This window comes from Bacillus cereus group sp. N11, assembly GCF_016483605.1.
Classification (GTDB): Bacteria; Bacillota; Bacilli; order Bacillales; family Bacillaceae_G; genus Bacillus_A; species Bacillus_A toyonensis.
In genome coordinates this window covers 314545-338796 of the sequence record NZ_JAEHBN010000005.1, presented here as the reverse complement: position 1 = coordinate 338796, position 24252 = coordinate 314545, and the positions used below count along the sequence as shown (strand labels likewise).

Genomic DNA, 24252 nt, shown 5'->3' with positions numbered 1-24252 from the left:
TTAACAGCATTAATCGTATTTCTATCAAGCGTATTAGTATAATAGAAGTTTTGTAACAAAAGATAAATGAAGGGAGAATGAAAGATATGAAAGAGCAAGTATTACAAGTAACAAAAGGTGACTTCGTAGGATCAGCAAGTGGAGCAGTAGTGTTAACAGCATTAATCGTATTTCTATCAAGCGTATTAGTATAATAGAAGTTTTGTAACAAAAGATAAATGAAGGGAGAATGAAAGATATGAAAGAGCAAGTATTACAAGTAACAAAAGGTGACTTCGTAGGATCAGCAAGTGGAGCAGTAGTGTTAACGGCATTAATCGTATTTCTATCAAGCGTATTAGTATAATAAAAGTTTTAAATTGTACAAAATGAAAGGAGAATGAGGAATATGAACAGTGAACAAGTGTTACAAGTAACAAAAACAGATTTATTAGGATCATTAGGCGGAGCAGTGATATTAACATCGTTTATTCTATTCCTTGCAAATATATTAGTATGAGAAATATAAATACAATCATTCAAAAAAAATAAAGACTCTAACGTATTAGTAAGTAGTTAATATGTTGGAGTCTTTTTTGTTTTCCCCTTACTTTAAAGAGAAAAAAGTCGAATTTTATATGTAAGAAAAAAAGAGGAATTTGACAGAAAAGATAGAAAATTTTAAAGGTCAGAAATTGTTAGCCTGCTAACTAATTTCTAAAAATTGATATTGGAAGCGTTTTCGGTTGGTTTTAAGTATGGACCATTTAATCTATTTACAGGGGGATGAAGATATTATGAAACAAAAATCTATGGATACGCTAGCTGCACAAATGGAGGACTTTTTTCCGGTACGTGATGTAGATCATTTGGAGTTTTACGTAGGGAATGCAAAACAATCGAGTTATTACCTTGCGAGAGCGTTCGGATTCAAAATTGTGGCTTACTCTGGATTAGAAACAGGAAACCGTGAAAAGGTATCTTATGTTCTTGTGCAAAAAAATATGCGTTTTGTTGTGTCCGGGGCCCTAGGTAGCGATAATCGTATCGCAGAGTTTGTAAAAACTCATGGTGATGGTGTAAAAGACGTTGCATTACTTGTCGATGACGTTGATAAGGCTTACTCGGAAGCGGTGAAACGTGGTGCCGTCGCAATTGCTCCACCTGAGGAGTTAACAGATGAGGATGGTACATTGAAAAAAGCAGTTATTGGTACGTATGGTGATACAATTCACACGCTTGTAGAGCGTAAAAATTATAAAGGAACATTTATGCCAGGATTCCAAAAGGTTGAGTTTAATATTCCATTTGAAGAATCAGGTTTAATTGCTGTAGATCATGTAGTTGGTAACGTTGAGAAAATGGAAGAGTGGGTTAGTTATTACGAGAATGTTATGGGCTTTAAACAAATGATCCATTTCGACGATGATGATATTAGTACAGAGTATTCGGCATTAATGTCAAAAGTTATGACGAATGGAAGTCGTATTAAGTTCCCTATTAACGAACCAGCAGATGGAAAGAGAAAATCGCAAATTCAAGAATATCTTGAATTCTATAATGGAGCAGGTGTACAACATCTTGCCTTATTAACGAGTGATATTGTTAAAACAGTTGAAGCGCTTCGTGCAAATGGTGTGGAGTTTTTAGATACACCAGATACGTATTACGATGAGTTAACTGCGCGAGTTGGAAAAATCGATGAGGAAATTGATAAGTTAAAAGAATTAAAGATTTTAGTAGACCGTGATGATGAGGGCTATTTACTGCAAATCTTTACGAAACCAATTGTAGACCGTCCAACTTTATTTATTGAAATCATTCAACGTAAAGGTTCTCGTGGATTTGGTGAAGGGAACTTTAAAGCATTATTCGAATCAATTGAAAGAGAACAAGAGCGTCGCGGAAATTTATAAGATTTGTATCCACCAGCAAGAATTCTTTTGCTGGTGGAAATTTCATTTTCATAGGGAGGAATTATGATGAAATTTGTTACATTTCGTCTCCCTTCGAAAGAAATGCGAGCTGGGTGGCTTGAAGGTGACAAAGTAATCGATATGAATCTTGCTAGTGACGGAAAAGTCCCTTCCTCTATGCTCGCCTTTTTAGAGAAAGCGGATGAGTATGTAGAGTTGCTGCGTAATAGTAAGAATCCAAACAAGGGTATATATTCCTTAGAAGAAGTACAATTGACAGCTGTTATTCCTAATCCGGGTAGCATTCGAGATTTTTATGCATTTGAACAGCATGTAAAAACAGCTCGCGGACGAAGAGGACTAGATGTTGTACCTGAATGGTATGATGTCCCGGTTTTTTATTTTACTAACCATCGTGCTGTTATTGGTCCAGATGATTTTGTAATTGGTCCGAAGAAGTCTAAAAAGCTTGATTATGAATTAGAGATTGCTTGTGTAATCGGAAAAGAAGGAAGGAATATTTCTCGTGAGCAAGCAGAGGAATATATTTTTGGTTATTGTATTATGAACGACTGGAGTGCAAGAGACTTACAAGCAACAGAAATGAAGGTAGGGCTTGGACCAGCAAAAGGAAAAGACTTTGCAACTTCATTAGGAGCGTATCTCGTTACGAAAGAGGAATTAGACATTTATCGTAATGGTAATCGATATGATTTAGAGATGACTGCTCACGTGAATGGGAAACTATTATCAAAGGGAAATTTCCAAGATATTTACTATACGTTTGCTGAAATGATTGAACGTGCTTCACAAGACGTGACCTTATATCCGGGAGATGTGATCGGTTCTGGAACAGTAGGAACAGGATGTATTTTAGAACTTGGTACAGAAGAGTGGCTACAAGATGGAGATGTTGTAGAGCTGTCGATTACTGGTTTAGGTACGTTACGTAATACGGTCAAAAAAGACATGAAAGCAGGTGATGGGCATGTTTTATCGTCACATGGGGGAACTACCTCATAAACGACATGTACAATTTCGTAAAAAAGATGGAGCGCTTTATCGTGAACAGGTAATGGGAACGAAAGGTTTTTCTGGTACGCAGTCTATTTTGTACCATCATTATATGCCAACGGAAGTAGGTCATGCGGCAGTATCTCATTCTTGTCAGTTGCAGTATGAAGAAGATGTAGCTCTTGCACATCGTCATTTTCGCACGAAAGAAAATAAAAAAACGGGCGATGCAGTAAGCGGAAGAAATTTTATGCTTGGGAATGAGGATTTATTAATTGGAGTAGTGACTCCGACAGAAAAAATGGACTATTTCTATCGTAATGGCGATGGCGATGAAATGTTATTTGTTCATTATGGAACAGGAAAAATCGAAACAATGTTCGGAACGATTCACTATAGAAAAGGTGATTATGTAACGATCCCAATTGGAACGATTTATCGTGTTATTCCAGATGAAGGAGAGACTAAGTTTCTTGTTGTAGAGGCGAATAGCCAAATTACAACACCACGTCGCTATCGCAATGAATATGGGCAATTGTTAGAACATAGCCCGTTTTGTGAGAGAGATATTCGTGGCCCGGAAAAATTAGAGACATATGATGAGAAAGGTGAGTTTGTCGTAATGACAAAGTCGAGAGGATATATGCATAAGTATGTTTTAGGGCATCATCCGCTAGATGTTGTTGGGTGGGATGGTTATTTATATCCGTGGGTCTTTAATGTGGAGGATTTTGAACCAATTACAGGCCGTATTCATCAGCCACCACCAGTACATCAAACATTCGAAGGGCATAATTTCGTCATTTGCTCTTTCGTACCGCGTTTATACGATTATCATCCAGAATCTATCCCGGCACCGTATTATCATAGTAACGTGAATAGTGATGAAGTACTGTACTATGTAGAAGGAAACTTTATGAGCCGAAAAGGTGTGGAAGAAGGGTCTATTACACTTCATCCGAGCGGAATTCCTCATGGGCCGCATCCTGGGAAAACAGAGGCAAGTATCGGAAAGAAAGAGACGCTTGAATTAGCCGTTATGATAGATACATTCCGTCCGCTTCGTATTGTAAAACAAGCACATGAAACGGAAGATGAAAAGTATATGTATAGCTGGATTGAAGATGGTTCATATACTGTGAAATAAGCAAAAAGAGGCGTGCTCAATAAAGGAGCACGCCTCTTTAATATGTATAATGACACCAAAATAAGGTGATAGAAAGATTCTCAGAAAGAATAATAAGGATATTGTATATTCCGAAAGATTTCTACTTATTTCGACAAAAGTATTGACGAGAAAAAGTGTTATGAGTAAAATGAAAAAAGCGAATTAAAAATTTTCAGAAAATTTAAAACTTGGAGGAGTGGACGATGAAGCAAATTTTTCAAAAGAAGCCTATTGCAAAGTTAATGCAAGAAAGTAAGCAAAAAACGTTAGCGAGAACATTGGGCGCACTGGATTTAACTATGCTTGGAATCGGAGCGATTGTTGGAACTGGTATTTTCGTTCTTACAGGCGTAGTGGCAGCAAAACATTCTGGACCAGCTATTATATTATCATTCGCGATAGCCGCATTAGCCTGTGCCTTTGCTGCATTTTGTTATGCTGAATTTGCTTCTTCAGTTCCTGTCTCGGGTAGCGTATATACATATACGTACGCGACGATGGGAGAAGTATTCGCGTTTTTAATTGGTTGGGATTTAATGCTTGAATATTTACTTGCTACATCTGCTGTAGCAAATGGATGGTCCGCTTATTTTCAGTCTTTACTAAAGGGATTTGGGATTCATATTCCGACCATTCTTTCTTCGGCCCCAGGCACAGGAAAAGGTGGAATAATTGATTTGCCTGCAGTCTTAATTATTTTAGTGATGACAGCTCTTTTATCTAGGGGTGTTCGAGAGAGTGCACGTGTAAATAATATTATGGTATTTATTAAAATAGCAGTTGTTCTTATTTTTATCTTTGCTGGTTTTAATTATGTGAAGCCTGAAAACTGGACGCCTTTTATGCCATTTGGTTTAGATGGTGTAATGGCTGGGGCTGCTACAGTATTCTTCGCATTTATAGGATTCGATGCAGTTTCAACAGCTGCGGAAGAAGTGAAACGTCCACAACGTGATTTACCAATCGGCATTATTGCATCGTTATTAATATGTACAGTTCTTTATATCGTTGTTTCACTTATTCTGACAGGAATTGTTCCATACGGACAGCTGAATATATCAGATCCAGTTGCTTTTGCACTTCAATTTATTGGACAAGATGGTTTAGCGGGGGTAATTTCAGTAGGGGCAATCACAGGGATTACAACTGTAATGCTAGTGATGATGTATGGGCAAGTTCGTGTTTCATATGCGATGAGCCGTGATGGGTTATTGCCGAAGCGTCTGGCTAAGGTTCACCCGAAATTTAAAACACCGTTTTTAAATACATGGACAACGGGTATTATTGCAGCATTGATTTCAGGATTAATAGATTTAAATGTATTGGCACACCTTGTAAACATGGGGACATTGTCAGCCTTTGCACTCGTAGCTGTTGCGGTTATTGTGATGAGAAAGACTCATCCGGATTTACCAAGAGCATTTAAGGCGCCACTCGTACCATTTTTACCAGCGTTAACAGTAATTTTCTGTTTATACTTAATGCTTCAATTATCAGGGACAGCGTGGATTAGTTTTGGAGTATGGATGGTTATCGGTATAGCGGTTTACTTCTTATATAGTCGAAAACATAGTGTTTTAAATAATAGTAAAAAAGAAGATGATGTAGCGAATTTATAAGTGGAAAAATCCATTCTAATTCTGTTAGAATGGATTTTTTTATTTGAAAATTTACATTTTTCTGAATCTATTATAAGATAATTGTTGGTCAACTAAAGGGGTGAAAATATGAAAAATACATGGCGTGAGCTAAGGGAAATGGATCGTAACGTATGGATTCGATTTATCGGTGAGACATTGAATGGAATTGCGATGATGATGTTAATGCCTTTTTTCGCATTATATTTAAAAGATAAGGTAGATTCTTTATTACAGGTTGGAGTTATTATGGCGCTTTCTCCAATTGCTGCAAGCTTTGGATCGCTTATAGGTGGAAGAATTGCTGATATATATGGAAGAAAGCCGATTATGATATTTTCAATGGCAAGTAATGCATTATTAATGCTCGGTTTTTTATTTATAGAAGGGTTTATTTCATATGCAATTTTATCTGTTTTTTTAGGATTAAGTAATTCTTTATTTCATCCAGCTGCATCAGCGATGGTTGCAGATGTGACCGCGCCAGAAAAAAGAACCGAAGCATATGGTTTATTGCGAATGGGACACAATATAGGTGCTGCAATCGGTCCAATAATGGGTGCATCAGTAGTGGTGTTGTCAAAGAATCTTGTGTTTATTATTGCCTCTTCTACGATGCTATTTTATGCATTACTTGTACTAATTCTTATCCAGGAGACAATGCCAAAAGCAGCAGATAAAAAAGAAGAGAATGCAGAGAAGGAATCAGGTGCAGTTTGGAAAGTTTTAATGAGAGATAAGGCGTTAATGATTTATTTGTTAGCAGGTATCATTATTTCTATGGGATTTTCTCAAACAGAAGGCATGTTACCACTTCACTTTGATAATGAAATGAAGGATATTTTTGGAGTTAACAATCCATACCCGTATTTAATGGCGCTAAATGGACTATTAGTTGTGTTATTCCAGTTTCAAATTTCAAAATGGGCGACAGATAAACCTGTCGGAAAGACGATGTTATACGGGGCGTGTTTGTTTGGAATTGGTTTGTTTTTTATAGGGTGGTTACCGAAGTGGTTTGGAGAATTTAATACAAATGCTACAATTATTTTAGTGACGTTAATGTTCGTGTATGCCATATATACGTTAGGCGAGATGATTATGTCGCCTGTACAGATGACGTTTGTAGCGAATTTGGCCCCTGAGCATTTGAGAGGAACTTATATGGGAGCAGCGAGTTTGCAGTGGATTACGGGAAGTGCATTTGGTCCACTTCTTGGAGGTTTTCTATTAGATAGATTACTCGGACATTTCTTATTTACAATTTTAGGTGTAGGATGTTTAGTTGCAGGTATTGTATACGTTTCTTTAGATCGCCTCGTGGAACAAAGGCAAAAGGACACACTAACCAAACAATCTTCTTAATAAAATAGGTGACATACACAAAAAGGGGATTTCTACATATTTTAGGTACATAACTAGATTAGGTTGCCATTTCATTTTGTGTAGTTGTGAAGAAAATGAAATAGAAAAGTGTAGAAATCCAATAAGTGGTGTCATTTAATTATTTGTGGAAGTTACATTTTATTTCAAATAGGAACTACCTATTTTTATAAAAAGTGCTAAAATAGAAAAATGAAAACAATTGGTTAGGGTGATTTAATTGACGAAAATTAAATTAGGTTTATTATATGGTGGAAAATCAGCTGAGCATCAAGTTTCGTTACAGACGGCTCTTGCTGCTATTAAAGCGTTAAATCAAGATAAATTCGAGATTCATCCGATTTATATTACAGAGCAAGGTCAATGGGTACGCGGTGAGCGTATTGAAGGTGAAGTAACGGATGTTGAAGCTTTAAAAATGAGCGGTGCAGAAAATTCGATTTCTCCGTTATCATTAAGCACGGAAATTATTCCATCTGCAACTTCTGAGGAAGATGCTATCGATGTTATTTTTCCATTACTACATGGACCAAATGGTGAAGATGGAACGGTTCAAGGGTTATTAGAATTAATGAACATTCCTTATGTAGGAAATGGTGTTCTAGCATCATCTGCCGGTATGGATAAAGTTGTTATGAAAAATATCTTTGCAGAAGCTGGTTTGAAACAAGCGAAATATGCATCTTTCATTCGTAGTGCATGGGAAAAAAATCGCGAAGAAGCTTATGACAAAGTAGAAGAGAAGTTAGGGTATCCTTGCTTCGTAAAACCAGCAAACCTTGGTTCAAGTGTTGGTATTAATAAATGTAAAAATCGTGAAGAACTTGAGAGTGCATTTGAAGAGGCATTCCAATTCGACCGCAAAATTATTGTAGAAGAAAATATCGTAGGTCGTGAAGTAGAAGTTGGTGTACTAGGTAACGACGAACCGAAATGTTCAGTTGTAGGTGAAATCGTACCGAAAAAGGACTTTTATGATTATAAGTCGAAGTACATCGATGGTGATACAGCGTTAATTATTCCAGCTGAAATGACAGAAGAAGAGTCTAATGTAATTAAGCGAGATGCAATTGTTGCATTCCAATCTTTAGATGGTGCAGGCTTAACACGAGCTGATTTCTTCTTAACGAAAGACGGAGAAGTATATATTAACGAAGTAAACACAATGCCAGGATTTACGCCGTTTAGTATGTTCCCTCTATTATGGCAACATACTGGATTACCATATCCAGAATTAATCGAAGAGCTAATTCGTTTAGCGATTGAACGTCACGAAGAAAAACAAAAAATTAAATATACAATATAACAAAAAAGGAGGAGGCACTATTCGAAGGAATAGTGCTTCCTCTATGTAAGGAGTGTTTTCATGATTAATCGAACGTTAAAACAAGTAGAACAGATGATAAATGGTACGGGATTAGCAGAGCAGTATGAGGGAATTACTATACAGGGAGTGTCTATTGATACGAGAAAAATCGAAAAAGGAAATTTATATGTTCCGATTCAAGGTGAACGTTTCGATGGACATGCTTTTGTAGATAAAGCTGTTGAAAATGGAGCTGTTGCTACATTATGGATGAAAGATGTAGCAAATCCGCCTGAGAATCTTCCAGTTATTTTTGTAGAAGACACACTATTGGCATTACAAATGTTAGCGAAAAACTATCGCGATCAATTGGATGTTAAAGTTATTGGTGTGACAGGTAGTAACGGTAAAACATCTACGAAAGATATTGTAACAAGCCTTCTTGCGACTAAATTCAAAGTTCAAAAAACAGAAGGTAATTTCAATAACCATATCGGTTTACCTCTTACTATTTTAAACCTAGAAGAAAATACGGAAGTTGCTGTATTAGAAATGGGTATGTCAAGCCGAGGAGAAATTGAATTCTTATCTAAGTTAGCTCGTCCTAATGCAGCTATCATTACGAACATTGGTGAGGCGCATTTAATGGATTTAGGCTCTCGTGAGGCAATTGCAGAAGCGAAATTAGAAATTGTGGCAGGATTACAAGAAGGCGGAGTGTTCGTATATAACGGAGATGAGCCATTGTTAACAAATCGTGTTCCTGAAATGAATTTAGCGACGGAAACAGTAACATTTGGTGATGCGAGAGCAAACGATTACTATCCAACGACTGTAACATTACAGGCAACTGGCACACATTTTAAAATGAATAGAGAAGAAAACATTTCATTCTATATACCAGTGTTAGGGAAACATAATGTGTATAATACACTTGCTTCCATGGCGATTGCGAAACATTTTGGTGTGACATGGGAAGAAATGAAACAAGGTTTAGTAACACTTCAAATGACAGGTATGCGCATGGAAATTGTAAAAAAGGATAGTGGGTTAACAATTATCAATGATGCTTACAATGCAAGTCCGACAGCTATGGAAGCAGCATTCCATTTAATGAATGGTTTAGATGGTTTTTCTCAAAAAATCGTCGTGCTTGGTGATATGTTAGAGCTTGGAGACCAAGAGGTTCAATTTCATTATGAAGTAGGTAAATTAATTGACCCAGCAAAAATCTCATATGTATTCACATATGGTAGATTAGGGGCTCAAATTGCTGAGGGAGCGGAAATTAATTTCCCTGGTGAACGTGTAAAGGCCTATCATAATAAAGAAGAGCTTGTAAAAGATTTACAGGCGGTAGTTGGTAATAACGATGTTGTATTAGTTAAAGCATCTCGTGGCATGAAATTAGAAGAAGTTATTACGATGTTGAAATAATTGGTGAATATAAATAGGGATGATAGTCACGAAAATAGAAGAAACTTATAATAAGCGCTTACAGAGGATGTTAAAAAATAAAAGTGAAGAAAAAAAGTCCTGAATATGAAAATAAGGTAACAGTTGGGTTTGCTTTTTGCACATACAAAACTTATAATTGATAAAGTGTAATAACGTTTAAAAGTATTTTCGTGTAGAAATACGCCCGTTTATATACGTGAGCATTCAGGAAAAGGGCTTTTCCGCCAATTCGGAAAATGCCTTTTTTTAAATGATAAGTATAGGATAGAAAAGGAGAAGTAACATTGACAACATTTCGAGAATTAGGATTAAGTGAATCTTTATTGCAATCTGTTGAAAGTATGGGCTTTGAAGAGGCTACGCCGATTCAAGCTGAAACAATCCCACATGCATTGCAAGGTAAAGATATTATTGGGCAAGCGCAGACAGGTACAGGGAAAACAGCAGCATTTGGATTACCGCTATTAGATAAAGTAGATACTCGTAAAGAAGCAGTTCAAGGTATTGTTATCGCGCCAACGCGTGAATTAGCAATTCAAGTTGGAGAAGAGCTATACAAAATTGGTAAACATAAACGCGTTCGTATTTTACCAATTTATGGTGGTCAAGATATTAACCGCCAAATTCGTGCTCTAAAAAAACACCCACACATTATTGTTGGTACGCCGGGTCGTATTTTAGATCATATTAACCGTAAAACACTTCGCCTACAAAACGTTGAGACTGTTGTTCTTGATGAAGCGGATGAAATGTTAAACATGGGCTTCATTGAAGATATTGAAGCAATTTTAACAGATGTGCCAGAAACACATCAAACATTATTATTCTCAGCGACAATGCCAGATCCAATCCGTCGTATTGCTGAGCGTTTCATGACTGAGCCTCAACACATTAAAGTAAAAGCAAAAGAAGTAACAATGCCAAACATTCAGCAGTTCTATTTAGAAGTGCAAGAAAAGAAAAAGTTTGACGTATTAACGCGCTTACTAGATATTCAATCTCCAGAGCTTGCGATCGTATTCGGTCGTACAAAGCGTCGTGTTGATGAATTATCAGAAGCATTAAACTTACGTGGTTATGCAGCAGAAGGTATTCATGGTGACTTAACACAAGCGAAACGTATGTCTGTATTACGTAAATTTAAAGAAGGTGCTATTGAAGTTCTTGTTGCAACAGATGTTGCTGCGCGTGGTCTTGATATTTCAGGCGTAACACACGTATACAACTTCGATATCCCACAAGATCCTGAATCATACGTTCACCGTATCGGTCGTACTGGCCGTGCAGGTAAAAAAGGTATTGCAATGTTATTTGTAACACCACGTGAATCAGGACAATTAAAAAATATCGAGCGTACAACAAAACGTAAGGTTGACCGTATGGAAGCACCGACACTTGACGAGGCACTAGAAGGTCAACAACGTTTAATCGCTGAAAAACTTCAAAGCACAATTGAAAATGATAACTTATCATACTACAAGCGTATTGCAGAAGAAATGTTAGAAGAGAACGACTCTGTAACAGTAGTAGCTGCTGCTTTAAAAATGATGACAAAAGAGCCAGATACAACACCAATCGCTTTAACATCAGAACCACCAGTTGTTTCAAGAGGTGGCGGTTCTAAAAAACGCGGTGGTAACGGAGGCGGATACCGTGATGGTAACCGTAATCGTAGTCGTGATGGACGCAGTGGCGATGGTCGTAACCGTGACCGTAACCGTGATGGACGCAGTGGCGATGGTCGTAACCGTGATCGCAATCGTGATGGTGGCCGTGATGGTAACCGTGGTCGTAGAGGTGAAGGTCAAGGTCGCCCTGGATCTTCTTCAAATGGACGCGGCGAAAGAAAACATCATAGCCGTCCACAAGCTTAATAAAAAAAGAGAATGCCCTTTGTTGGCATTCTCTTTTTTTATTTCTAAAATTGTACATACTACATAATAACTCATGTAGAAAAGAGGTACGATATGCTTGTAAGGCTTGGGTATGTTGCGATGAGTGTGCATTTGAAGAACGCATCTCCATCTCAAACGATGACATATGCACAATTTCAACGGATTGATGATCGAGAGGCTGCGATTCGTAAACTTGAAAGAATCGCTAATTCGAATTTGGAAAATTGCTTGCGGTTATTAAAGCATAATAAGGGGCATGATATATCTTTCTTTCGACTTAGTTCTAAGCTTATTCCTTTAGCGAATCATGAGGAGTTGTTAGAGTGGAACTATATTCGTCCATTAAAAGAAAGTTTAAAAGTGCTAGGTGAATACGCAATTCGTATGAATATGCGTATTGATTTCCATCCGGATCACTTTGTTGTACTAAATTCACCGGAGGAAAGTATTTTTAAACAGTCAGTAAAAACTTTGCAGATGCACAAAAAAATATTAAAAGGTATGGGGATTGAACATAAGCAACGATGTGTATTACATGTTGGAGGAGGTTATAAAGATAAAGAGCTCGCATTAGAACGCTTTATAGAAAATTGGTCTAACGTTCCAAGGGGTATTCAAGAAATGATCATGTTAGAAAATGATGATACAACCTTCACGCTAGCGGAAACATTGTATTTAGGAGAAAAATTAGACATTCCGGTCGTGTTTGATTTGCATCATCAGACGATGAACAATGAACGAGAAGATTGGCATGAAGATTGGGCGCGTGTTGTTCATACGTGGGAAACATCTTTGTTACCAGTTAAAATGCATATCTCCAGTCCTAGAGATGAGAAAGACCCGAGGGCACACGCTGATTTTATTGATGTTGATGCATTCTTATCTTTTTTAAGAAGGATTAAGGGAAGTGTTGGGCAAATTGATTGTATGATTGAGGCGAAGAAGAAGGATGAGTCTTTATTTCAACTCATGAGAGACTTAAGTAAACAAATAGATGTGGAAATTATCGATGGTGCGAGCTTTTACATTAAATAAGCTCAGCACCATCGAATTTTTTTGTTAAAAAAGGAGTTAAAATACCACCGGTTATTAATCCTGCTAAATGGCTTATAGGATTGGCGAAAGGATTAAAGAAAGTAAATAATAGTAATATAAGTATCATGATTGAGAAAATAGCAATTTCTTTTGAGTGTGAAGGGCGGTATCGATTGTACAATAAAAATAGTTGGGCGCCTAGTAACCCGAAAATACCACCAGATGCTCCTGCATGAATGTATTCAGGAGGCATAATGATATAAGAAGCGATATTTCCGGAAATACCGGGAAGGAAAAATAGAATGATAAAAGAAATGTGTCCGAGTTGTTTTTCGATAGAAGAGCCAAGAATAAATAAGCAAATACTATTAGAAAGAAAATGTTGTAAGTCCACGTGTACGAGCAGAGAAGTTATGACACGCCACCATTCTCCTTTAGTGATATATTCATTGTTAGCTGCCATTGGAAAGAGAAAGAAGTCGTCTAACATCATCATGACTAGTTGAATAAGAAGTAAAGAGAGGATGATTGGATTTAAGGAAATGCGAGTGGGTCGTATTAGCATGTTGGTAGTATCACTCCTTTTGCATCAGAATGATTCTCTGTTATTCTTACAATATGAAAGAAGAAAGTTAAATAGAAGAAGGGGATTTCGAAATGATTATAGGGATTGGAATAGATATTATTGAATTAAATCGAATTGAAAAAATGCTAGATGGAAAGCTTAAATTTATGGAACGTATTTTAACTGAAAGTGAACGTAATGTTGCTATGGAACTGAAAGGGAGTCGCCTTATAGAGTTTGTAGCGGGAAGATTTGCAGCGAAAGAGGCGTATTCAAAAGCGGTAGGCACTGGTATCGGGAAAGAAGTGAGTTTTTTAGATATTGAAGTGAAAAATGATGATAGAGGTAAGCCGCTTCTTATTGCAAATACAGAGCATATTGTTCATTTATCAATTAGTCATAGTAAGGAATTTGCTGTTGCACAAGTTGTTTTAGAAAGCTCGTCACGCTAGTCTGCATATTTCATATCCTTGTCTCATATATTTGAGGTAGCGATAAGGAAGGTACACCTTCCATTCATTTATAGGGGCAAAGGGGCTGAAGTTATGAAAAGGCGTCTGTTTTTAGTTCTTGTCGGTTTATTGACCGTTTTTGTGTTGGCGGGCTGTATGGAAAAGAAACAAGATGATGTCGTGAGAGATTTAGAAGCGAAAGTGAAAGGGATGAAAAGTTATCAAGCTGAAGCGAAATTAACTATTAAAACAGGGAATGAGCCTCAGGAGTATAACGTGGAAATTTGGCATAAAGAACCTTCTTTTTATCGAGTGAATTTACAGAATGCAAAAAAAGATCAGAGCCAAATTATTTTAAGAAATGAAGAAGGGGTATTTGTATTAACGCCAGCGCTTAATAAGAGTTTCCGTTTTCAAAGTGATTGGCCGCAAAATAGTAGCCAGGCCTATTTATATGAATCACTTGTAAGAGATATTTTGCAGGATAAGAAAAACCTTACTTTCGAGAAAACAGATAAATATTATATTTTCAAAACAAAAACAAACTATCAACATCAAAATATGTTACCGAAACAAGAGATTACATTGAAGAAAAGCGATTTAACACCAGTTTCGGTGAAATTAATGGATAATGATCAAAATGTTCTTGTGAAAGTAGATTTCTCTAAAGTGAAATTCGATGCGAAATTTGATAAAGGTGCATTTGATACGAAACAAAATATGTCTAGAGCGCAAGTAGATGTTCAAACAACAGCGAAAGAAGACAAACCATTTGCTATTTTGTATCCGCGTGATACGCCGCAAGGCATGACTCTGAAAGACGAAAAAGAGTTGAAGACAGACAGTGGCAAGCGTGCGATACTCACATACACTGGAAATAAGAAATCCTTTACCTTAATACAAGAAAAGGCAAAAGTTGCAGAGGCTTCGTCAGCGGTAAGTGTAAGTGGAGAGCCGGTTGATCTTGGGTTTACGATTGGTGCATTGACGAAAGAATCTGTAACGTGGTCACATAACGGAGTAGAATATATGCTCGTGTCTAAAGGTTTAGAGCCGAATGAGTTGTTAATGGTAGCTCGTTCAGTTACAGCGAAGCAGGTGAAGTAAACTTCTTAGACGTGGTGATATATGTGCACCACGTCTTTTCTTAGTTTGAAGGTGGATTTCATAAAAGAAGCATATAAAAGAATAAGCTTCGCATATCGTGTATAAGGAAGTGTATTTATGGAAGAAGCGTCATTTTACCGTGATACTTGGGTGGAAGTGGATTTAGATGCGATTTATAACAATATTACGCATATTAAAGAGTTCATTCCGAGTAATGTTGAGATTTTTGCTGTAGTTAAAGCGAATGCATATGGGCACGATTATGTACCGGTGGCTAAAACGGCATTAGAAGCAGGTGCAACAAGATTAGCAGTTGCTTTTTTAGATGAAGCCTTAGTTCTTAGAAGGGCTGGTATTACCGTACCAATTTTAGTGCTAGGTCCTTCCCCGCCTCGAGATATAAATGTAGCTGCTGAAAATGATGTAGCATTAACTGTTTTTCAAAAAGAATGGGTGGAAGAAGCCATCAAACTATGGGATGGTTCATCTATAATGAAATTCCATATTAATTTTGATAGTGGTATGGGGAGAATTGGAATACGCGAACGCAAAGAATTAAAAGAATTCTTAAAGAGTTTAGAAGGTGCACCATTTTTAGAGCTAGAAGGGGTATATACGCATTTTGCAACAGCAGATGAGGTTGAGACTTCGTATTTTGATAAGCAATATAACACGTTCTTGCAGCAGTTAAGTTGGTTGAAGGAATTCGGAGTGGATCCTAAATTTGTCCATACAGCTAATAGTGCTGCAACTTTACGTTTTCAAGGAATTACATTTAATGCAGTACGAATTGGTATTGCGATGTATGGATTATCCCCATCTGTAGAAATACGTCCTTTTTTACCATTTAAATTAGAACCGGCGTTATCATTGCATACGAAAGTTGCTCATATTAAACAGGTGATTAAAGGGGATGGAATTAGTTATAACGTCACTTACCGAACAAAAACTGAAGAATGGATTGCAACTGTTGCGATTGGATATGCAGATGGCTGGCTTAGAAGATTACAAGGATTTGAAGTGCTTGTGGATGGTAAAAGAGTACCGATTGTAGGGAGAGTAACAATGGATCAATTCATGATTCATCTTCCTTGTGAAGTCCCGCTTGGTACGAAAGTTACACTCATTGGACGACAAGGTGATGAATATATTAGCGCTACAGAGGTTGCTGAATATTCCGGGACTATTAATTATGAAATTATTGCAACGATTAGTTTCCGTGTGCCGAGAATATTTATACGACATGGTAAAGTTGTAGAAATCATCAATTATTTGAATAATATATAGAAGATCATCTAATTTGCTTCTTGTCATTTAAGTGAGCTTTTTATTGATGGAGAATATGCTCTTTTTTGATGAGAAGCTTTTACTTATAATCACTTTTAATATAAGTTTTGCAGAGGAATTCTTTTGTTCCTTGTTTAAAATAAGATGAAAAATAATAGAAGATGAATGTTTTTCCTGTGAATTGGAAAACATAAGCAAGGAATAAGGAAGTCTTTGCAACAGGCTCCATACAATGGTATTATTACAATAGGTGTCATATATATATTTGGGTGTGTAGTTGACGGTGGAGGTGTATTTTTGTGTCCGAATCAAGTGTAACTACTGAAATCGTGGTTCGGTTGCCAAAGCAAATGGTAACGGAATTGGACGGAATTGGAAAACAAGAGAATAAGAATCGCCATGAACTAATTTGCCAGGCAACACAACTGTTATTGCGTCAACATAAGACGAAGAAACGCTACCAACATGAATCAATGCGACGTGGGTACATTGAAATGGGAAAAATTAATCTTGGTATTGCATCTGAAGCTTTCTTAGCAGAGTATGAAGCAGCTCATACGGTAGAACGCTTAGTTAGCGGGGGGTAATATTTTGATTGTAAAACGCGGCGACGTGTATTTTGCAGACCTTTCCCCAGTTGTTGGTTCTGAGCAAGGAGGCGTTCGTCCGGTTCTTGTCATTCAAAATGACATCGGAAATCGTTTTAGTCCAACGGTGATTGTAGCGGCTATTACTGCACAGATTCAAAAAGCGAAATTACCCACTCATGTGGAAATTGATGCGAAAAAGTATGGATTTGAGAGAGATTCTGTTATTTTACTTGAGCAGATTCGAACAATCGATAAGCAACGCTTAACGGACAAAATCACTCATTTGGATGAAGTGATGATGATTCGTGTAGATGAAGCGTTACAAATTAGTTTAGGACTAATAGATTTTTAAATCGGCAGTTTAAGTTGCTCTCTTTGAAGGGCAACTTTTTTTATTATAGAGGAGGTTACGGTTGTATATGGAAATGGTAGATAATCGACAAGCGTTAATGAAAATGTTAGTGAAAGAATTAGGCTTTACCGAAAAGCAAGTTCGTCATGTTATTCAATTAACAGAAGAAGGTAACACAGTTCCATTTATTGCTCGTTACCGAAAAGAATGGACAGGCTCTTTAGATGAGGTGCAAATTCGTGCAATCTTAGAGAGATGGCAATATATGATGCAGCTTGAAGATAGGAAAGAAGAGGTTCTTCGTCTTATTGGTGAAAAGGGTAAGCTAACCGAAGAGTTGCGCCGTCATATTGTTGCCGCAACGAAACTACAGGAAGTAGAAGATTTATATCGTCCTTATAAAGAGAAAAGAAGAACGAAAGCGACGATTGCAAAAGAAAAAGGATTAGAACCGCTAGCTGAATGGTTATTGTTATATAAAAAAGAAGATCCGGCTAAAAAGGCTATGGAATTTGTTAATGCAGAAAAAGAAGTGGAATCTGCAGAAGAGGCGTTGCAAGGTGCGCAAGACATTATTGCAGAAATCGTTTCAGATGAAGCTGCGTATCGTAGTTGGATTCGGAATGTTACTTTTAGAAAAGGTGTTATGTCTTCGGTTGTAAAAGACGAAGAAAAAGATGAAAAGAATATATATGAAATGTATTACAGTTATGAAGAACCGTTGCAGAAAGTAGTACCGCATCGTGTATTAGCGATGAATCGCGGTGAGAAAGAAGATATATTGAGAGTTTCTGTTGTTCCGCCAGTAGATGAGATAATAACTTTCTTATATAAGAAAGTAATCCGTGATAACGATTCAAAAAGTGCGCATTATGTACAATTAGCGATTGAGGATGGTTATAAACGATTAATTCAATCTTCGATTGAAAGAGAAATTCGAAAAGAATTAACAGAAACAGCTGAAGAACAAGCGATACATATTTTCTCTGAGAACTTACGTAATTTATTATTACAACCTCCAATGAAAGGGAAGGTTGTGCTAGCCGTAGACCCTGCATATAGAACTGGTTGTAAATTAGCTGTAGTAGATGATACGGGGAAAGTTCTATATATCGATGTTATTTATCCGCATCCACCTGTTCGTAAATATGATGATGCAAAAAAGAAAGTTCTTTCTATTATAGATAAATATCAAGTTGAAATGATTGCAATTGGGAACGGCACAGCTTCTAGAGAAACGGAAGAGTTTATAGTAGATGTATTACAAAGTGTGAAACAGGATGTTTTTTATATTATTGTAAATGAAGCAGGGGCAAGTGTGTATTCGGCTTCCGATTTAGCTCGTGAGGAATTCCCTGATTTCCAAGTTGAAGAAAGAAGCGCGGTTTCAATTGGAAGACGCCTGCAAGATCCACTTGCTGAGCTCGTGAAAATTGACCCTAAATCGGTAGGGGTGGGGCAATATCAACATGATGTAACTCAAAAGAGATTAAATGAATCGTTAACATTTGTGGTAGAGACAGCGGTTAACCAAGTTGGTGTGAATGTAAATACAGCTTCAGTTGCATTGTTACAATATGTTTCGGGGTTATCAAAAACAGTTGCGAAAAATATTGTAGCTAAGCGTGAGGAAGATGGGAAATTTACGAAGCGTACTGAATTAAAGAAAATCCCTCGTTTAGGTGCGAAAACATATGAACAGTGTATTGGGTTTTTACGTATATTAGAAGGCGCGAATCCGTTAGATCGTACAGGGATCCATCCAGAACAATATAAAAATGTCGAATTGCTACTAAAGAGTCTAGGGTTATCGAAGAATGATGTAGGGAAACCGAACTTGCAGGAGAGTTTAGAGGGAGTGGATGTTTCAAAATTATCTCAAGAGACGGAGATCGGTGAGCCGACATTGGTTGATATTATTGATGCCTTAATTAGTCCAGAGCGAGACATGAGGGATGAATTGCCAAAACCACTTCTGAAAAAAGGGATTTTGAAATTAGAAGATTTACAGCGTGGTATGGAACTGGAAGGGACAGTTCGTAACGTTGTTGATTTTGGTGCTTTTGTTGACATTGGTGTAAAACAAGATGGTTTAGTGCATATTTCTAAATTAAGCAAACAGTTTGTAAAGCATCCATTAGATGTTGTATCTGTAGGGCAAATCGTAAAAGTATGGGTAGATGATATTGATACAAAAAAAGGTCGTGTTGCATTATCTATGTTACCGATTGAATAGTAAGAAAAGAGAGCAGATAAAACTGCTCTTTTTTTTATGGAGTAGAAAGTGTAATGGATTATGAGCTTTGATGTATTTTGCTATAATAAAACCAGCATTCATTTAGCAATTTAATTTGATACCGGTTTTTTTCAAAATATGCACGTTGCATTTGTTTTTTTAGCCATGTAGGCATAGGAATCCCTCCTTGTATAATCCTACTCTCAAAAATTTACCTTTGTAGTTAAGGTACTATTGACGAGAGGTTGGTGAGTGGATTTCTATTAATGTCGTATTTTTAGAAACCACGCTTCTTGAATGAGGATGGGTATATGTACTATTTAATATATGTATAGGAAGGGAGAAAAGTGTAAAAATATTTTTTTGTTTAGGAGGAATGAGAATGGATGAGAAAGAAATTCAGCAGCTAGTGGAAGAAGTATCCCTACGATACTTCGGGATGCCATTCTTACATAAAGCGATGTTTAATAATAGATTACGTACAACTGGTGGACGTTATCTATTGAAGAGTCACAATATCGAACTGAATTATCGATATTATGAAATGTATGGTAAAGAAGAATTAGTCGGGATTATTAAACATGAACTTTGTCATTATCACTTGCATATTACAGGGAGAGGATATAAGCATCGGGATAGGGATTTTCGTGAACTATTAAAAAAGGTAGGTGCACCACGTTTTTGTAAGCGAATAATTAATGAAGAGAAGGAAAAGAAGGTTTATATGTATGAATGTATGGAGTGTTCGCTTCAATATGTAAGAAGACGTCAAATAAATACAAAAAGATATGTCTGTGGAAATTGTAAGGGAAAACTAAAACCGGTAGCGAAAACATCTTGACAGTGAAAACGCAATCCAGTATATTATAAACATGTCACGTTTGTGCAAGATATTGTTAAAAAACATCTTGACTTACGATGAGAAGTTTTATAAGATACAAATTGTCTTCATTATTCCGCAGTAGCTCAGTGGTAGAGCTATCGGCTGTTAACCGATCGGTCGTAGGTTCGAGTCCTACCTGCGGAGCCATACAGAGAAGTACCCAAGTGGCTCAAGGGGCTCCCCTGCTAAGGGAGTAGATCGCTAACGCGGTGCGAGGGTTCGAATCCCTTCTTCTCTGCCATACATATTGGCCCGTTGGTCAAGTGGTTAAGACACCGCCCTTTCACGGCGGTAACACGGGTTCGAATCCCGTACGGGTCACCACTTTGGAGGATTAGCTCAGCTGGGAGAGCACCTGCCTTACAAGCAGGGGGTCGGCGGTTCGATCCCGTCATCCTCCACCATATAAATTTATATGAATAGTATTATCGCGGGGTGGAGCAGCACGGTAGCTCGTCGGGCTCATAACCCGAAGGTCGCAGGTTCAAATCCTGTCCCCGCAACCAAATGGTCCCGTGGTGTAGTGGTTAACATGCCTGCCTGTCACGCAGGAGATCGCCGGTTCGACCCCGGTCGGGACCGCCATTTTAACTTCTGCTACATAGCAGTTGTTTTTTATTGGACATTATGGTAAAATAACATTTGTCTTTAAAAAGAAGATAACTATTTCATTGGGCTATAGCCAAGCGGTAAGGCAACGGACTTTGACTCCGTCATGCGCTGGTTCGAATCCAGCTAGCCCAGCCATTTACGAGCCATTAGCTCAGTTGGTAGAGCATCTGACTTTTAATCAGAGGGTCGAAGGTTCGAATCCTTCATGGCTCACCATTTACAATTTAATGCGGGTGTAGTTTAGTGGTAAAACAAGAGCCTTCCAAGCTCTGGTCGAGAGTTCGATTCTCTTCACCCGCTTTTCAATTATGGGCCTATAGCTCAGCTGGTTAGAGCGCACGCCTGATAAGCGTGAGGTCGATGGTTCGAGTCCATTTAGGCCCACCATAATTGTTCCGCAGTAGCTCAGTGGTAGAGCTATCGGCTGTTAACCGATCGGTCGTAGGTTCGAGTCCTACCTGCGGAGCCATATTATAGAGAAGTACCCAAGTGGCTCAAGGGGCTCCCCTGCTAAGGGAGTAGATCGCGAACGCGGTGCGAGGGTTCGAATCCCTTCTTCTCTGCCAGAATTGGCCCGTTGGTCAAGTGGTTAAGACACCGCCCTTTCACGGCGGTAACACGGGTTCGAATCCCGTACGGGTCATACTAAAAGAGATAGCATAATCTGCTATCTCTTTTTTATTGTGTAAAAGTGGGCTTTGGATAGTCTGCTTTTTTATGCAATAGAAGAAATATGAAGTATTCGCTATTGCAGTGGGGTACATAGAGAGCCGTAAATACAATCATGTTGTTTATTTGGGCCTGTATGAATATGAAGGAATCATCTACTTAACAAATCATACTCAAATTGAACTTTTATCCCATCTGTATGGCTGTAGCCCCCTGCACTTGTATAAATCGAAGAAAATACATCCGGGAGCTACTGCGGAAAATAAATAATATATAGAAGAAGCTGTCTCCCAATAAGTAATCTACTGGAGACAGCTTTTTATGTTGTCATTATTGTCGAGTTTTGTCGGTAAGTCGATATATTGCAAAAATCGCTGATATAATTTGAGTTACGATCGATAAATTTCAATAATCGCTGATATATTTGGAGTTACGGTCGATATATTCTAATAATCGCCGATATAATTTCACTTATCGACAAAAACCATAAGAAAAACCCTTTCACAATCTAAAGAAAACGCCTCCATTGAAATGGATTCCACACCTATTCCAATAACTTTACACTCTATGTGAAAAAGTTCACAAATAGGTCATAATTTGTGAAGTAATTCACAATGATACGTGCTACAATATGAATGTAAAGAAGTTAAACAACATTAAATTAGTATTTTAATTAATTACTTAAACAATCATAAAAAAATATATGTGAACAATAGAGAGGGGAAATTAACATGAAAAAAGGTATCAATCGTGTAGTATTAGTAGGAACAGGAGCTGTAGGTTGTAGTTACGCTTACTCAATGATCAACCAAGGTGTAGCTGAAGAATTCGTACTTGTAGATGTTAATGAAGCAAAAGCAGAAGGGGAAGCAATGGACTTAAGCCATGCGGTACCATTCTCTCCATCACCAACAAAAGTTTGGAGCGGTAGCTATGCAGATTGTAAAGATGCAGATTTAGTAGTTATCACTGCGGGATTACCACAAAAACCAGGTGAAACTCGTTTAGACTTAGTTGAGAAAAATACAAAGATCTTTAAACAAATCGTTCGCGGTATTATGGATAGCGGATTCGATGGAATCTTCTTAATCGCAACTAACCCAGTTGACATTTTAACTTACGTAACTTGGAAAGAATCTGGTCTACCAAAAGAGCGCGTAATCGGTTCTGGTACAACTTTAGACTCTGCTCGTTTCCGTTACATGTTAGGTGACTACTTAGATGTAGATCCACGTAACGTTCATGCTTACATCGTTGGTGAGCACGGTGATACTGAACTTCCAGTATGGAGCCACGCTACTATCGGTGTACAAAAACTAGAAACAATCTTAGCTAACAACGAACAGTACAATCAAGAAGACTTAGATAAAATTTTCGAAAACGTACGTGATGCAGCTTATCATATCATCGAGCGTAAAGGTGCAACTTACTACGGAATCGGTATGTCACTACTTCGTGTAACTAAAGCGATCTTAAACAACGAGAACAGCGTATTAACTGTATCTGCATACCTTGAAGGTCAATACGGTGAGAAAGATGCTTACGTAGGTGTTCCAGCTGTTATTAACCGCGAAGGTGTACGTGAAATTGTAGAGCTTGAGCTAAATGAAGAAGAAAAAGTGAAATTCGCTCATTCTGTAAAAGTATTAAAAGAAACAATGGCACCAGTACTATAATAATTGCTAAATAATTCAGAGGTGGGAAACTGCTTCTTACCTCTGAACTTATATAATTTAATATAAATTCCTTTTCCGGTTTCCCTTGTATATCCCCAATATACCCCTTTTGCTGGATAAGGGTCGTTTATAGAAAAAGAGCACTCTACGTAAAGTAGAGTGCTCTTTATTATCCCGCTATTTGCCGGGCAGTAAGACCCCGATTGGTGCGGGCTAATAATCAGTGGGGATGAACAAAACCCCCCACTGATTAAAGTTTCACTTTATTATTTTTTAGGCGTTAAGCCCAATTTCTTTAAAATATCTGCGAGTGTACCGCTTTTTGATTTTTCTACAGCTGTTTGTGATTTAGATGCATCTGGTCCTTTTTTCAAGAAGTTCTTTTCGACGAAGCAAATATCTTTATCACCTGCAAGGCTTTCCTCAGGTCTTGCATAATAATATTGACCAAGTAGCTTTCAGTACCTAATTTTGTTGTTAGACAGTTTGAAATGAGTTACTCGATGTTTCAGAATCACTGAAATAAGCGAATAAACCACCGAATGTAAGTGATAAGCTGAGCGTTGCCGTGCCAACTCCCAGTTCTAATTTTGTTTTACTGGCATAAGAACCCACCTTAATTTAATTTTTTATCGAATTTTCTTTTTGGATATAGATAGAGTAAACACAGTATTTTAGTATGAGTTATATTTATGAAAATTTAATATTCTTTATTGAGAATAATCTACTTAGGAATTTTGCATTTCAATAAAATTATGACAAAAAATATTGAGAAATATTTTTTTATGACAGATTGTTTTGCTACGGTTTTAAGTAGAAAATAGCATGAAAAATAGGCTAAACCTAATAAAATAGAGGTTGAGAAAAAAATGATAGTAAAAAAGATAGGGGAAAATGAAGCGTTTGCAATGAATATTCGTCAAAATTCGATATTTTACACGGAAATGTGAAGAAAAACCAACGTTTTTAAGAAAAAAACGAATATTTTTTATAAATTAACAAGGATATCACAGTTTTTTTGCAGAAATAGTT

General features: G+C 37.3%; 22 protein-coding genes, 13 tRNA genes and 3 pseudogenes. 33 read left to right on the top strand and 5 right to left on the bottom strand.

Annotation, left to right across the window (positions count from 1 at the left end; translation table 11 throughout):
* The first annotated feature begins 77 nt into the window (after positions 1-77).
* From JDS98_RS11360 to uvsE, 12 genes are all read left to right on the top strand, one after another.
* Entirely contained in the window at positions 78-194 is a 117-nt protein-coding gene (locus tag JDS98_RS11360) for a DUF3948 family protein (RefSeq protein WP_000654250.1), read from the top strand.
* 35 nt (positions 195-229) lie between these two features.
* Positions 230-346: a DUF3948 family protein gene (locus tag JDS98_RS11355; protein ID WP_000654250.1), complete on the top strand. Its 117-nt coding sequence runs from the start codon at positions 230-232 to the stop codon at positions 344-346.
* A gap of 42 nt (positions 347-388) precedes the next feature.
* A complete protein-coding gene (locus JDS98_RS11350) occupies positions 389-499 on the top strand; it encodes a DUF3948 family protein (RefSeq protein WP_001083697.1) in 111 nt (36 codons plus the stop codon).
* 277 nt (positions 500-776) lie between these two features.
* Positions 777-1895 carry a 4-hydroxyphenylpyruvate dioxygenase gene (gene hppD / locus JDS98_RS11345; protein ID WP_000810910.1) on the top strand — a complete coding sequence of 373 codons (1119 nt, stop codon included), beginning with the start codon at positions 777-779 and terminating at the stop codon, positions 1893-1895.
* 66 nt (positions 1896-1961) lie between these two features.
* Positions 1962-2918, top strand: a complete 957-nt coding sequence (locus tag JDS98_RS11340) for a fumarylacetoacetate hydrolase family protein (RefSeq protein ID WP_199633893.1) — start codon at positions 1962-1964, stop codon at positions 2916-2918.
* Positions 2884-4056: a homogentisate 1,2-dioxygenase gene (locus tag JDS98_RS11335; RefSeq protein WP_000499906.1), complete on the top strand. Its 1173-nt coding sequence runs from the start codon at positions 2884-2886 to the stop codon at positions 4054-4056. Before JDS98_RS11340 ends, JDS98_RS11335 begins: the two co-directional genes overlap by 35 nt.
* A gap of 224 nt (positions 4057-4280) precedes the next feature.
* Positions 4281-5696 carry a branched-chain amino acid transporter BcaP gene (locus JDS98_RS11330; RefSeq protein WP_000809353.1) on the top strand — a complete coding sequence of 472 codons (1416 nt, stop codon included), beginning with the start codon at positions 4281-4283 and terminating at the stop codon, positions 5694-5696.
* Between the two features lie 108 nt (positions 5697-5804).
* On the top strand, positions 5805-7079 hold the full coding sequence (locus tag JDS98_RS11325) for an MDR family MFS transporter (RefSeq protein WP_000799751.1): 1275 nt from the start codon (positions 5805-5807) through the stop codon (positions 7077-7079).
* A gap of 238 nt (positions 7080-7317) precedes the next feature.
* A complete protein-coding gene (locus JDS98_RS11320; RefSeq protein WP_000161430.1) occupies positions 7318-8403 on the top strand; it encodes a D-alanine--D-alanine ligase in 1086 nt (361 codons plus the stop codon).
* A 60-nt stretch (positions 8404-8463) separates the two neighbouring features.
* Positions 8464-9840, top strand: coding sequence for a UDP-N-acetylmuramoyl-tripeptide--D-alanyl-D-alanine ligase (gene murF / locus JDS98_RS11315; RefSeq protein WP_000610668.1), 1377 nt, complete (start codon positions 8464-8466; stop codon positions 9838-9840).
* A 305-nt stretch (positions 9841-10145) separates the two neighbouring features.
* On the top strand, positions 10146-11735 hold the full coding sequence (cshA, locus tag JDS98_RS11310) for a degradosome RNA helicase CshA (protein ID WP_000206605.1): 1590 nt from the start codon (positions 10146-10148) through the stop codon (positions 11733-11735).
* Between the two features lie 93 nt (positions 11736-11828).
* Positions 11829-12791 carry a UV DNA damage repair endonuclease UvsE gene (gene uvsE / locus JDS98_RS11305; RefSeq protein WP_097958309.1) on the top strand — a complete coding sequence of 321 codons (963 nt, stop codon included), beginning with the start codon at positions 11829-11831 and terminating at the stop codon, positions 12789-12791.
* Here uvsE and JDS98_RS11300 read toward each other — a convergent pair.
* The gene (locus JDS98_RS11300; RefSeq protein ID WP_000908504.1) at positions 12784-13356 is read right to left on the bottom strand and encodes a rhomboid family intramembrane serine protease; all 573 of its coding nucleotides are present in this window, start codon (positions 13354-13356) and stop codon (positions 12784-12786) included. The genes uvsE and JDS98_RS11300 overlap by 8 nt on opposite strands.
* Positions 13357-13448: 92 nt before the next feature.
* On the opposite strand from JDS98_RS11300, the gene acpS reads away from it, so the two are divergent.
* The 6 genes from acpS (at position 13449) to JDS98_RS11270 (ending at position 19380) form a co-directional block, all read left to right on the top strand.
* Positions 13449-13808 (top strand): holo-ACP synthase, encoded by a 360-nt coding sequence (acpS, locus tag JDS98_RS11295; protein ID WP_000583421.1) that lies wholly within the window; start codon positions 13449-13451, stop codon positions 13806-13808.
* A 156-nt stretch (positions 13809-13964) separates the two neighbouring features.
* Positions 13965-14915: a LolA family protein gene (locus JDS98_RS11290; protein ID WP_142307039.1), complete on the top strand. Its 951-nt coding sequence runs from the start codon at positions 13965-13967 to the stop codon at positions 14913-14915.
* 117 nt (positions 14916-15032) lie between these two features.
* Positions 15033-16202, top strand: coding sequence for an alanine racemase (alr, locus tag JDS98_RS11285; RefSeq protein WP_000390621.1), 1170 nt, complete (start codon positions 15033-15035; stop codon positions 16200-16202).
* Positions 16203-16501: 299 nt separating this feature from the next.
* Entirely contained in the window at positions 16502-16789 is a 288-nt protein-coding gene (locus tag JDS98_RS11280; RefSeq protein ID WP_000004570.1) for an antitoxin EndoAI, read from the top strand.
* A gap of 4 nt (positions 16790-16793) precedes the next feature.
* Positions 16794-17144 (top strand): type II toxin-antitoxin system endoribonuclease NdoA, encoded by a 351-nt coding sequence (ndoA, locus tag JDS98_RS11275; protein ID WP_000635963.1) that lies wholly within the window; start codon positions 16794-16796, stop codon positions 17142-17144.
* Positions 17145-17211: 67 nt separating this feature from the next.
* Positions 17212-19380, top strand: coding sequence for a Tex family protein (locus tag JDS98_RS11270; protein ID WP_000426215.1), 2169 nt, complete (start codon positions 17212-17214; stop codon positions 19378-19380).
* A 58-nt stretch (positions 19381-19438) separates the two neighbouring features.
* Here the strand turns inward: JDS98_RS11270 and cmpA are convergent, their stop codons facing one another.
* Positions 19439-19555, bottom strand: coding sequence for a cortex morphogenetic protein CmpA (cmpA, locus tag JDS98_RS11265; RefSeq protein WP_001143642.1), 117 nt, complete (start codon positions 19553-19555; stop codon positions 19439-19441).
* 207 nt (positions 19556-19762) lie between these two features.
* On the opposite strand from cmpA, the gene JDS98_RS11260 reads away from it, so the two are divergent.
* The 14 genes from JDS98_RS11260 (at position 19763) to JDS98_RS11195 (ending at position 21518) form a co-directional block, all read left to right on the top strand.
* Positions 19763-20221 (top strand): SprT family protein, encoded by a 459-nt coding sequence (locus JDS98_RS11260; RefSeq protein WP_000343549.1) that lies wholly within the window; start codon positions 19763-19765, stop codon positions 20219-20221.
* A gap of 114 nt (positions 20222-20335) precedes the next feature.
* Positions 20336-20410: transfer RNA gene (locus JDS98_RS11255), tRNA-Asn, on the top strand.
* A 3-nt stretch (positions 20411-20413) separates the two neighbouring features.
* A tRNA-Ser gene (locus tag JDS98_RS11250) sits at positions 20414-20504 on the top strand.
* Positions 20505-20512: 8 nt separating this feature from the next.
* A tRNA-Glu gene (locus JDS98_RS11245) sits at positions 20513-20587 on the top strand.
* 4 nt (positions 20588-20591) lie between these two features.
* Positions 20592-20667 (top strand) — tRNA-Val (locus JDS98_RS11240).
* A 25-nt stretch (positions 20668-20692) separates the two neighbouring features.
* Positions 20693-20769: transfer RNA gene (locus JDS98_RS11235), tRNA-Met, on the top strand.
* Between the two features lie 3 nt (positions 20770-20772).
* Positions 20773-20848, top strand: a tRNA-Asp gene (locus tag JDS98_RS11230).
* Between the two features lie 87 nt (positions 20849-20935).
* Positions 20936-21010, top strand: a tRNA-Gln gene (locus JDS98_RS11225).
* Between the two features lie 5 nt (positions 21011-21015).
* Positions 21016-21091 (top strand) — tRNA-Lys (locus JDS98_RS11220).
* Between the two features lie 13 nt (positions 21092-21104).
* Positions 21105-21175 (top strand) — tRNA-Gly (locus JDS98_RS11215).
* A 10-nt stretch (positions 21176-21185) separates the two neighbouring features.
* Positions 21186-21262, top strand: a tRNA-Ile gene (locus JDS98_RS11210).
* Positions 21263-21269: 7 nt separating this feature from the next.
* Positions 21270-21344 (top strand) — tRNA-Asn (locus JDS98_RS11205).
* Between the two features lie 6 nt (positions 21345-21350).
* Positions 21351-21441, top strand: a tRNA-Ser gene (locus JDS98_RS11200).
* Positions 21442-21446: 5 nt separating this feature from the next.
* Positions 21447-21518 (top strand) — tRNA-Glu (locus JDS98_RS11195).
* Positions 21519-21629: 111 nt separating this feature from the next.
* Here JDS98_RS11195 and JDS98_RS11190 read toward each other — a convergent pair.
* Positions 21630-21794, bottom strand: a pseudogene (locus JDS98_RS11190) (IS4 family transposase); the annotation flags it as partial.
* Between the two features lie 481 nt (positions 21795-22275).
* Between JDS98_RS11190 and JDS98_RS11185 the strand changes: the two are divergent.
* Positions 22276-23220 (top strand): L-lactate dehydrogenase, encoded by a 945-nt coding sequence (locus tag JDS98_RS11185; protein ID WP_000715347.1) that lies wholly within the window; start codon positions 22276-22278, stop codon positions 23218-23220.
* A 266-nt stretch (positions 23221-23486) separates the two neighbouring features.
* Here JDS98_RS11185 and JDS98_RS30730 read toward each other — a convergent pair.
* A pseudogene (locus JDS98_RS30730) lies at positions 23487-23678 on the bottom strand (dockerin type I domain-containing protein); the annotation flags it as partial.
* A 28-nt stretch (positions 23679-23706) separates the two neighbouring features.
* Positions 23707-23835 (bottom strand): annotated as a pseudogene (locus JDS98_RS11175) (TasA family protein); the annotation flags it as partial.
* Positions 23836-24252: the final 417 nt, after the last annotated feature.

Excerpts from the sequence above, each read along its gene's own strand:
- JDS98_RS11360 (WP_000654250.1), top strand. The coding sequence starts at position 78 with ATGAAAGATATGAAAGAGCAAGTATTACAAGTAACAAAAGGTGACTTC.
- JDS98_RS11355 (WP_000654250.1), top strand. The coding sequence starts at position 230 with ATGAAAGATATGAAAGAGCAAGTATTACAAGTAACAAAAGGTGACTTC.
- JDS98_RS11350 (WP_001083697.1), top strand. The coding sequence starts at position 389 with ATGAACAGTGAACAAGTGTTACAAGTAACAAAAACAGATTTATTAGGA.
- hppD (WP_000810910.1), top strand. The coding sequence starts at position 777 with ATGAAACAAAAATCTATGGATACGCTAGCTGCACAAATGGAGGACTTT.
- JDS98_RS11340 (WP_199633893.1), top strand. The coding sequence starts at position 1,962 with ATGAAATTTGTTACATTTCGTCTCCCTTCGAAAGAAATGCGAGCTGGG.
- JDS98_RS11335 (WP_000499906.1), top strand. The coding sequence starts at position 2,884 with ATGTTTTATCGTCACATGGGGGAACTACCTCATAAACGACATGTACAA.
- JDS98_RS11330 (WP_000809353.1), top strand. The coding sequence starts at position 4,281 with ATGAAGCAAATTTTTCAAAAGAAGCCTATTGCAAAGTTAATGCAAGAA.
- JDS98_RS11325 (WP_000799751.1), top strand. The coding sequence starts at position 5,805 with ATGAAAAATACATGGCGTGAGCTAAGGGAAATGGATCGTAACGTATGG.
- murF (WP_000610668.1), top strand. The coding sequence starts at position 8,464 with ATGATTAATCGAACGTTAAAACAAGTAGAACAGATGATAAATGGTACG.
- uvsE (WP_097958309.1), top strand. The coding sequence starts at position 11,829 with ATGCTTGTAAGGCTTGGGTATGTTGCGATGAGTGTGCATTTGAAGAAC.
- JDS98_RS11300 (WP_000908504.1), bottom strand. The coding sequence starts at position 13,356 with ATGCTAATACGACCCACTCGCATTTCCTTAAATCCAATCATCCTCTCT.
- acpS (WP_000583421.1), top strand. The coding sequence starts at position 13,449 with ATGATTATAGGGATTGGAATAGATATTATTGAATTAAATCGAATTGAA.
- JDS98_RS11290 (WP_142307039.1), top strand. The coding sequence starts at position 13,965 with ATGGAAAAGAAACAAGATGATGTCGTGAGAGATTTAGAAGCGAAAGTG.
- alr (WP_000390621.1), top strand. The coding sequence starts at position 15,033 with ATGGAAGAAGCGTCATTTTACCGTGATACTTGGGTGGAAGTGGATTTA.
- JDS98_RS11270 (WP_000426215.1), top strand. The coding sequence starts at position 17,212 with ATGGAAATGGTAGATAATCGACAAGCGTTAATGAAAATGTTAGTGAAA.
- cmpA (WP_001143642.1), bottom strand. The coding sequence starts at position 19,555 with ATGCCTACATGGCTAAAAAAACAAATGCAACGTGCATATTTTGAAAAA.
- JDS98_RS11260 (WP_000343549.1), top strand. The coding sequence starts at position 19,763 with ATGGATGAGAAAGAAATTCAGCAGCTAGTGGAAGAAGTATCCCTACGA.
- JDS98_RS11185 (WP_000715347.1), top strand. The coding sequence starts at position 22,276 with ATGAAAAAAGGTATCAATCGTGTAGTATTAGTAGGAACAGGAGCTGTA.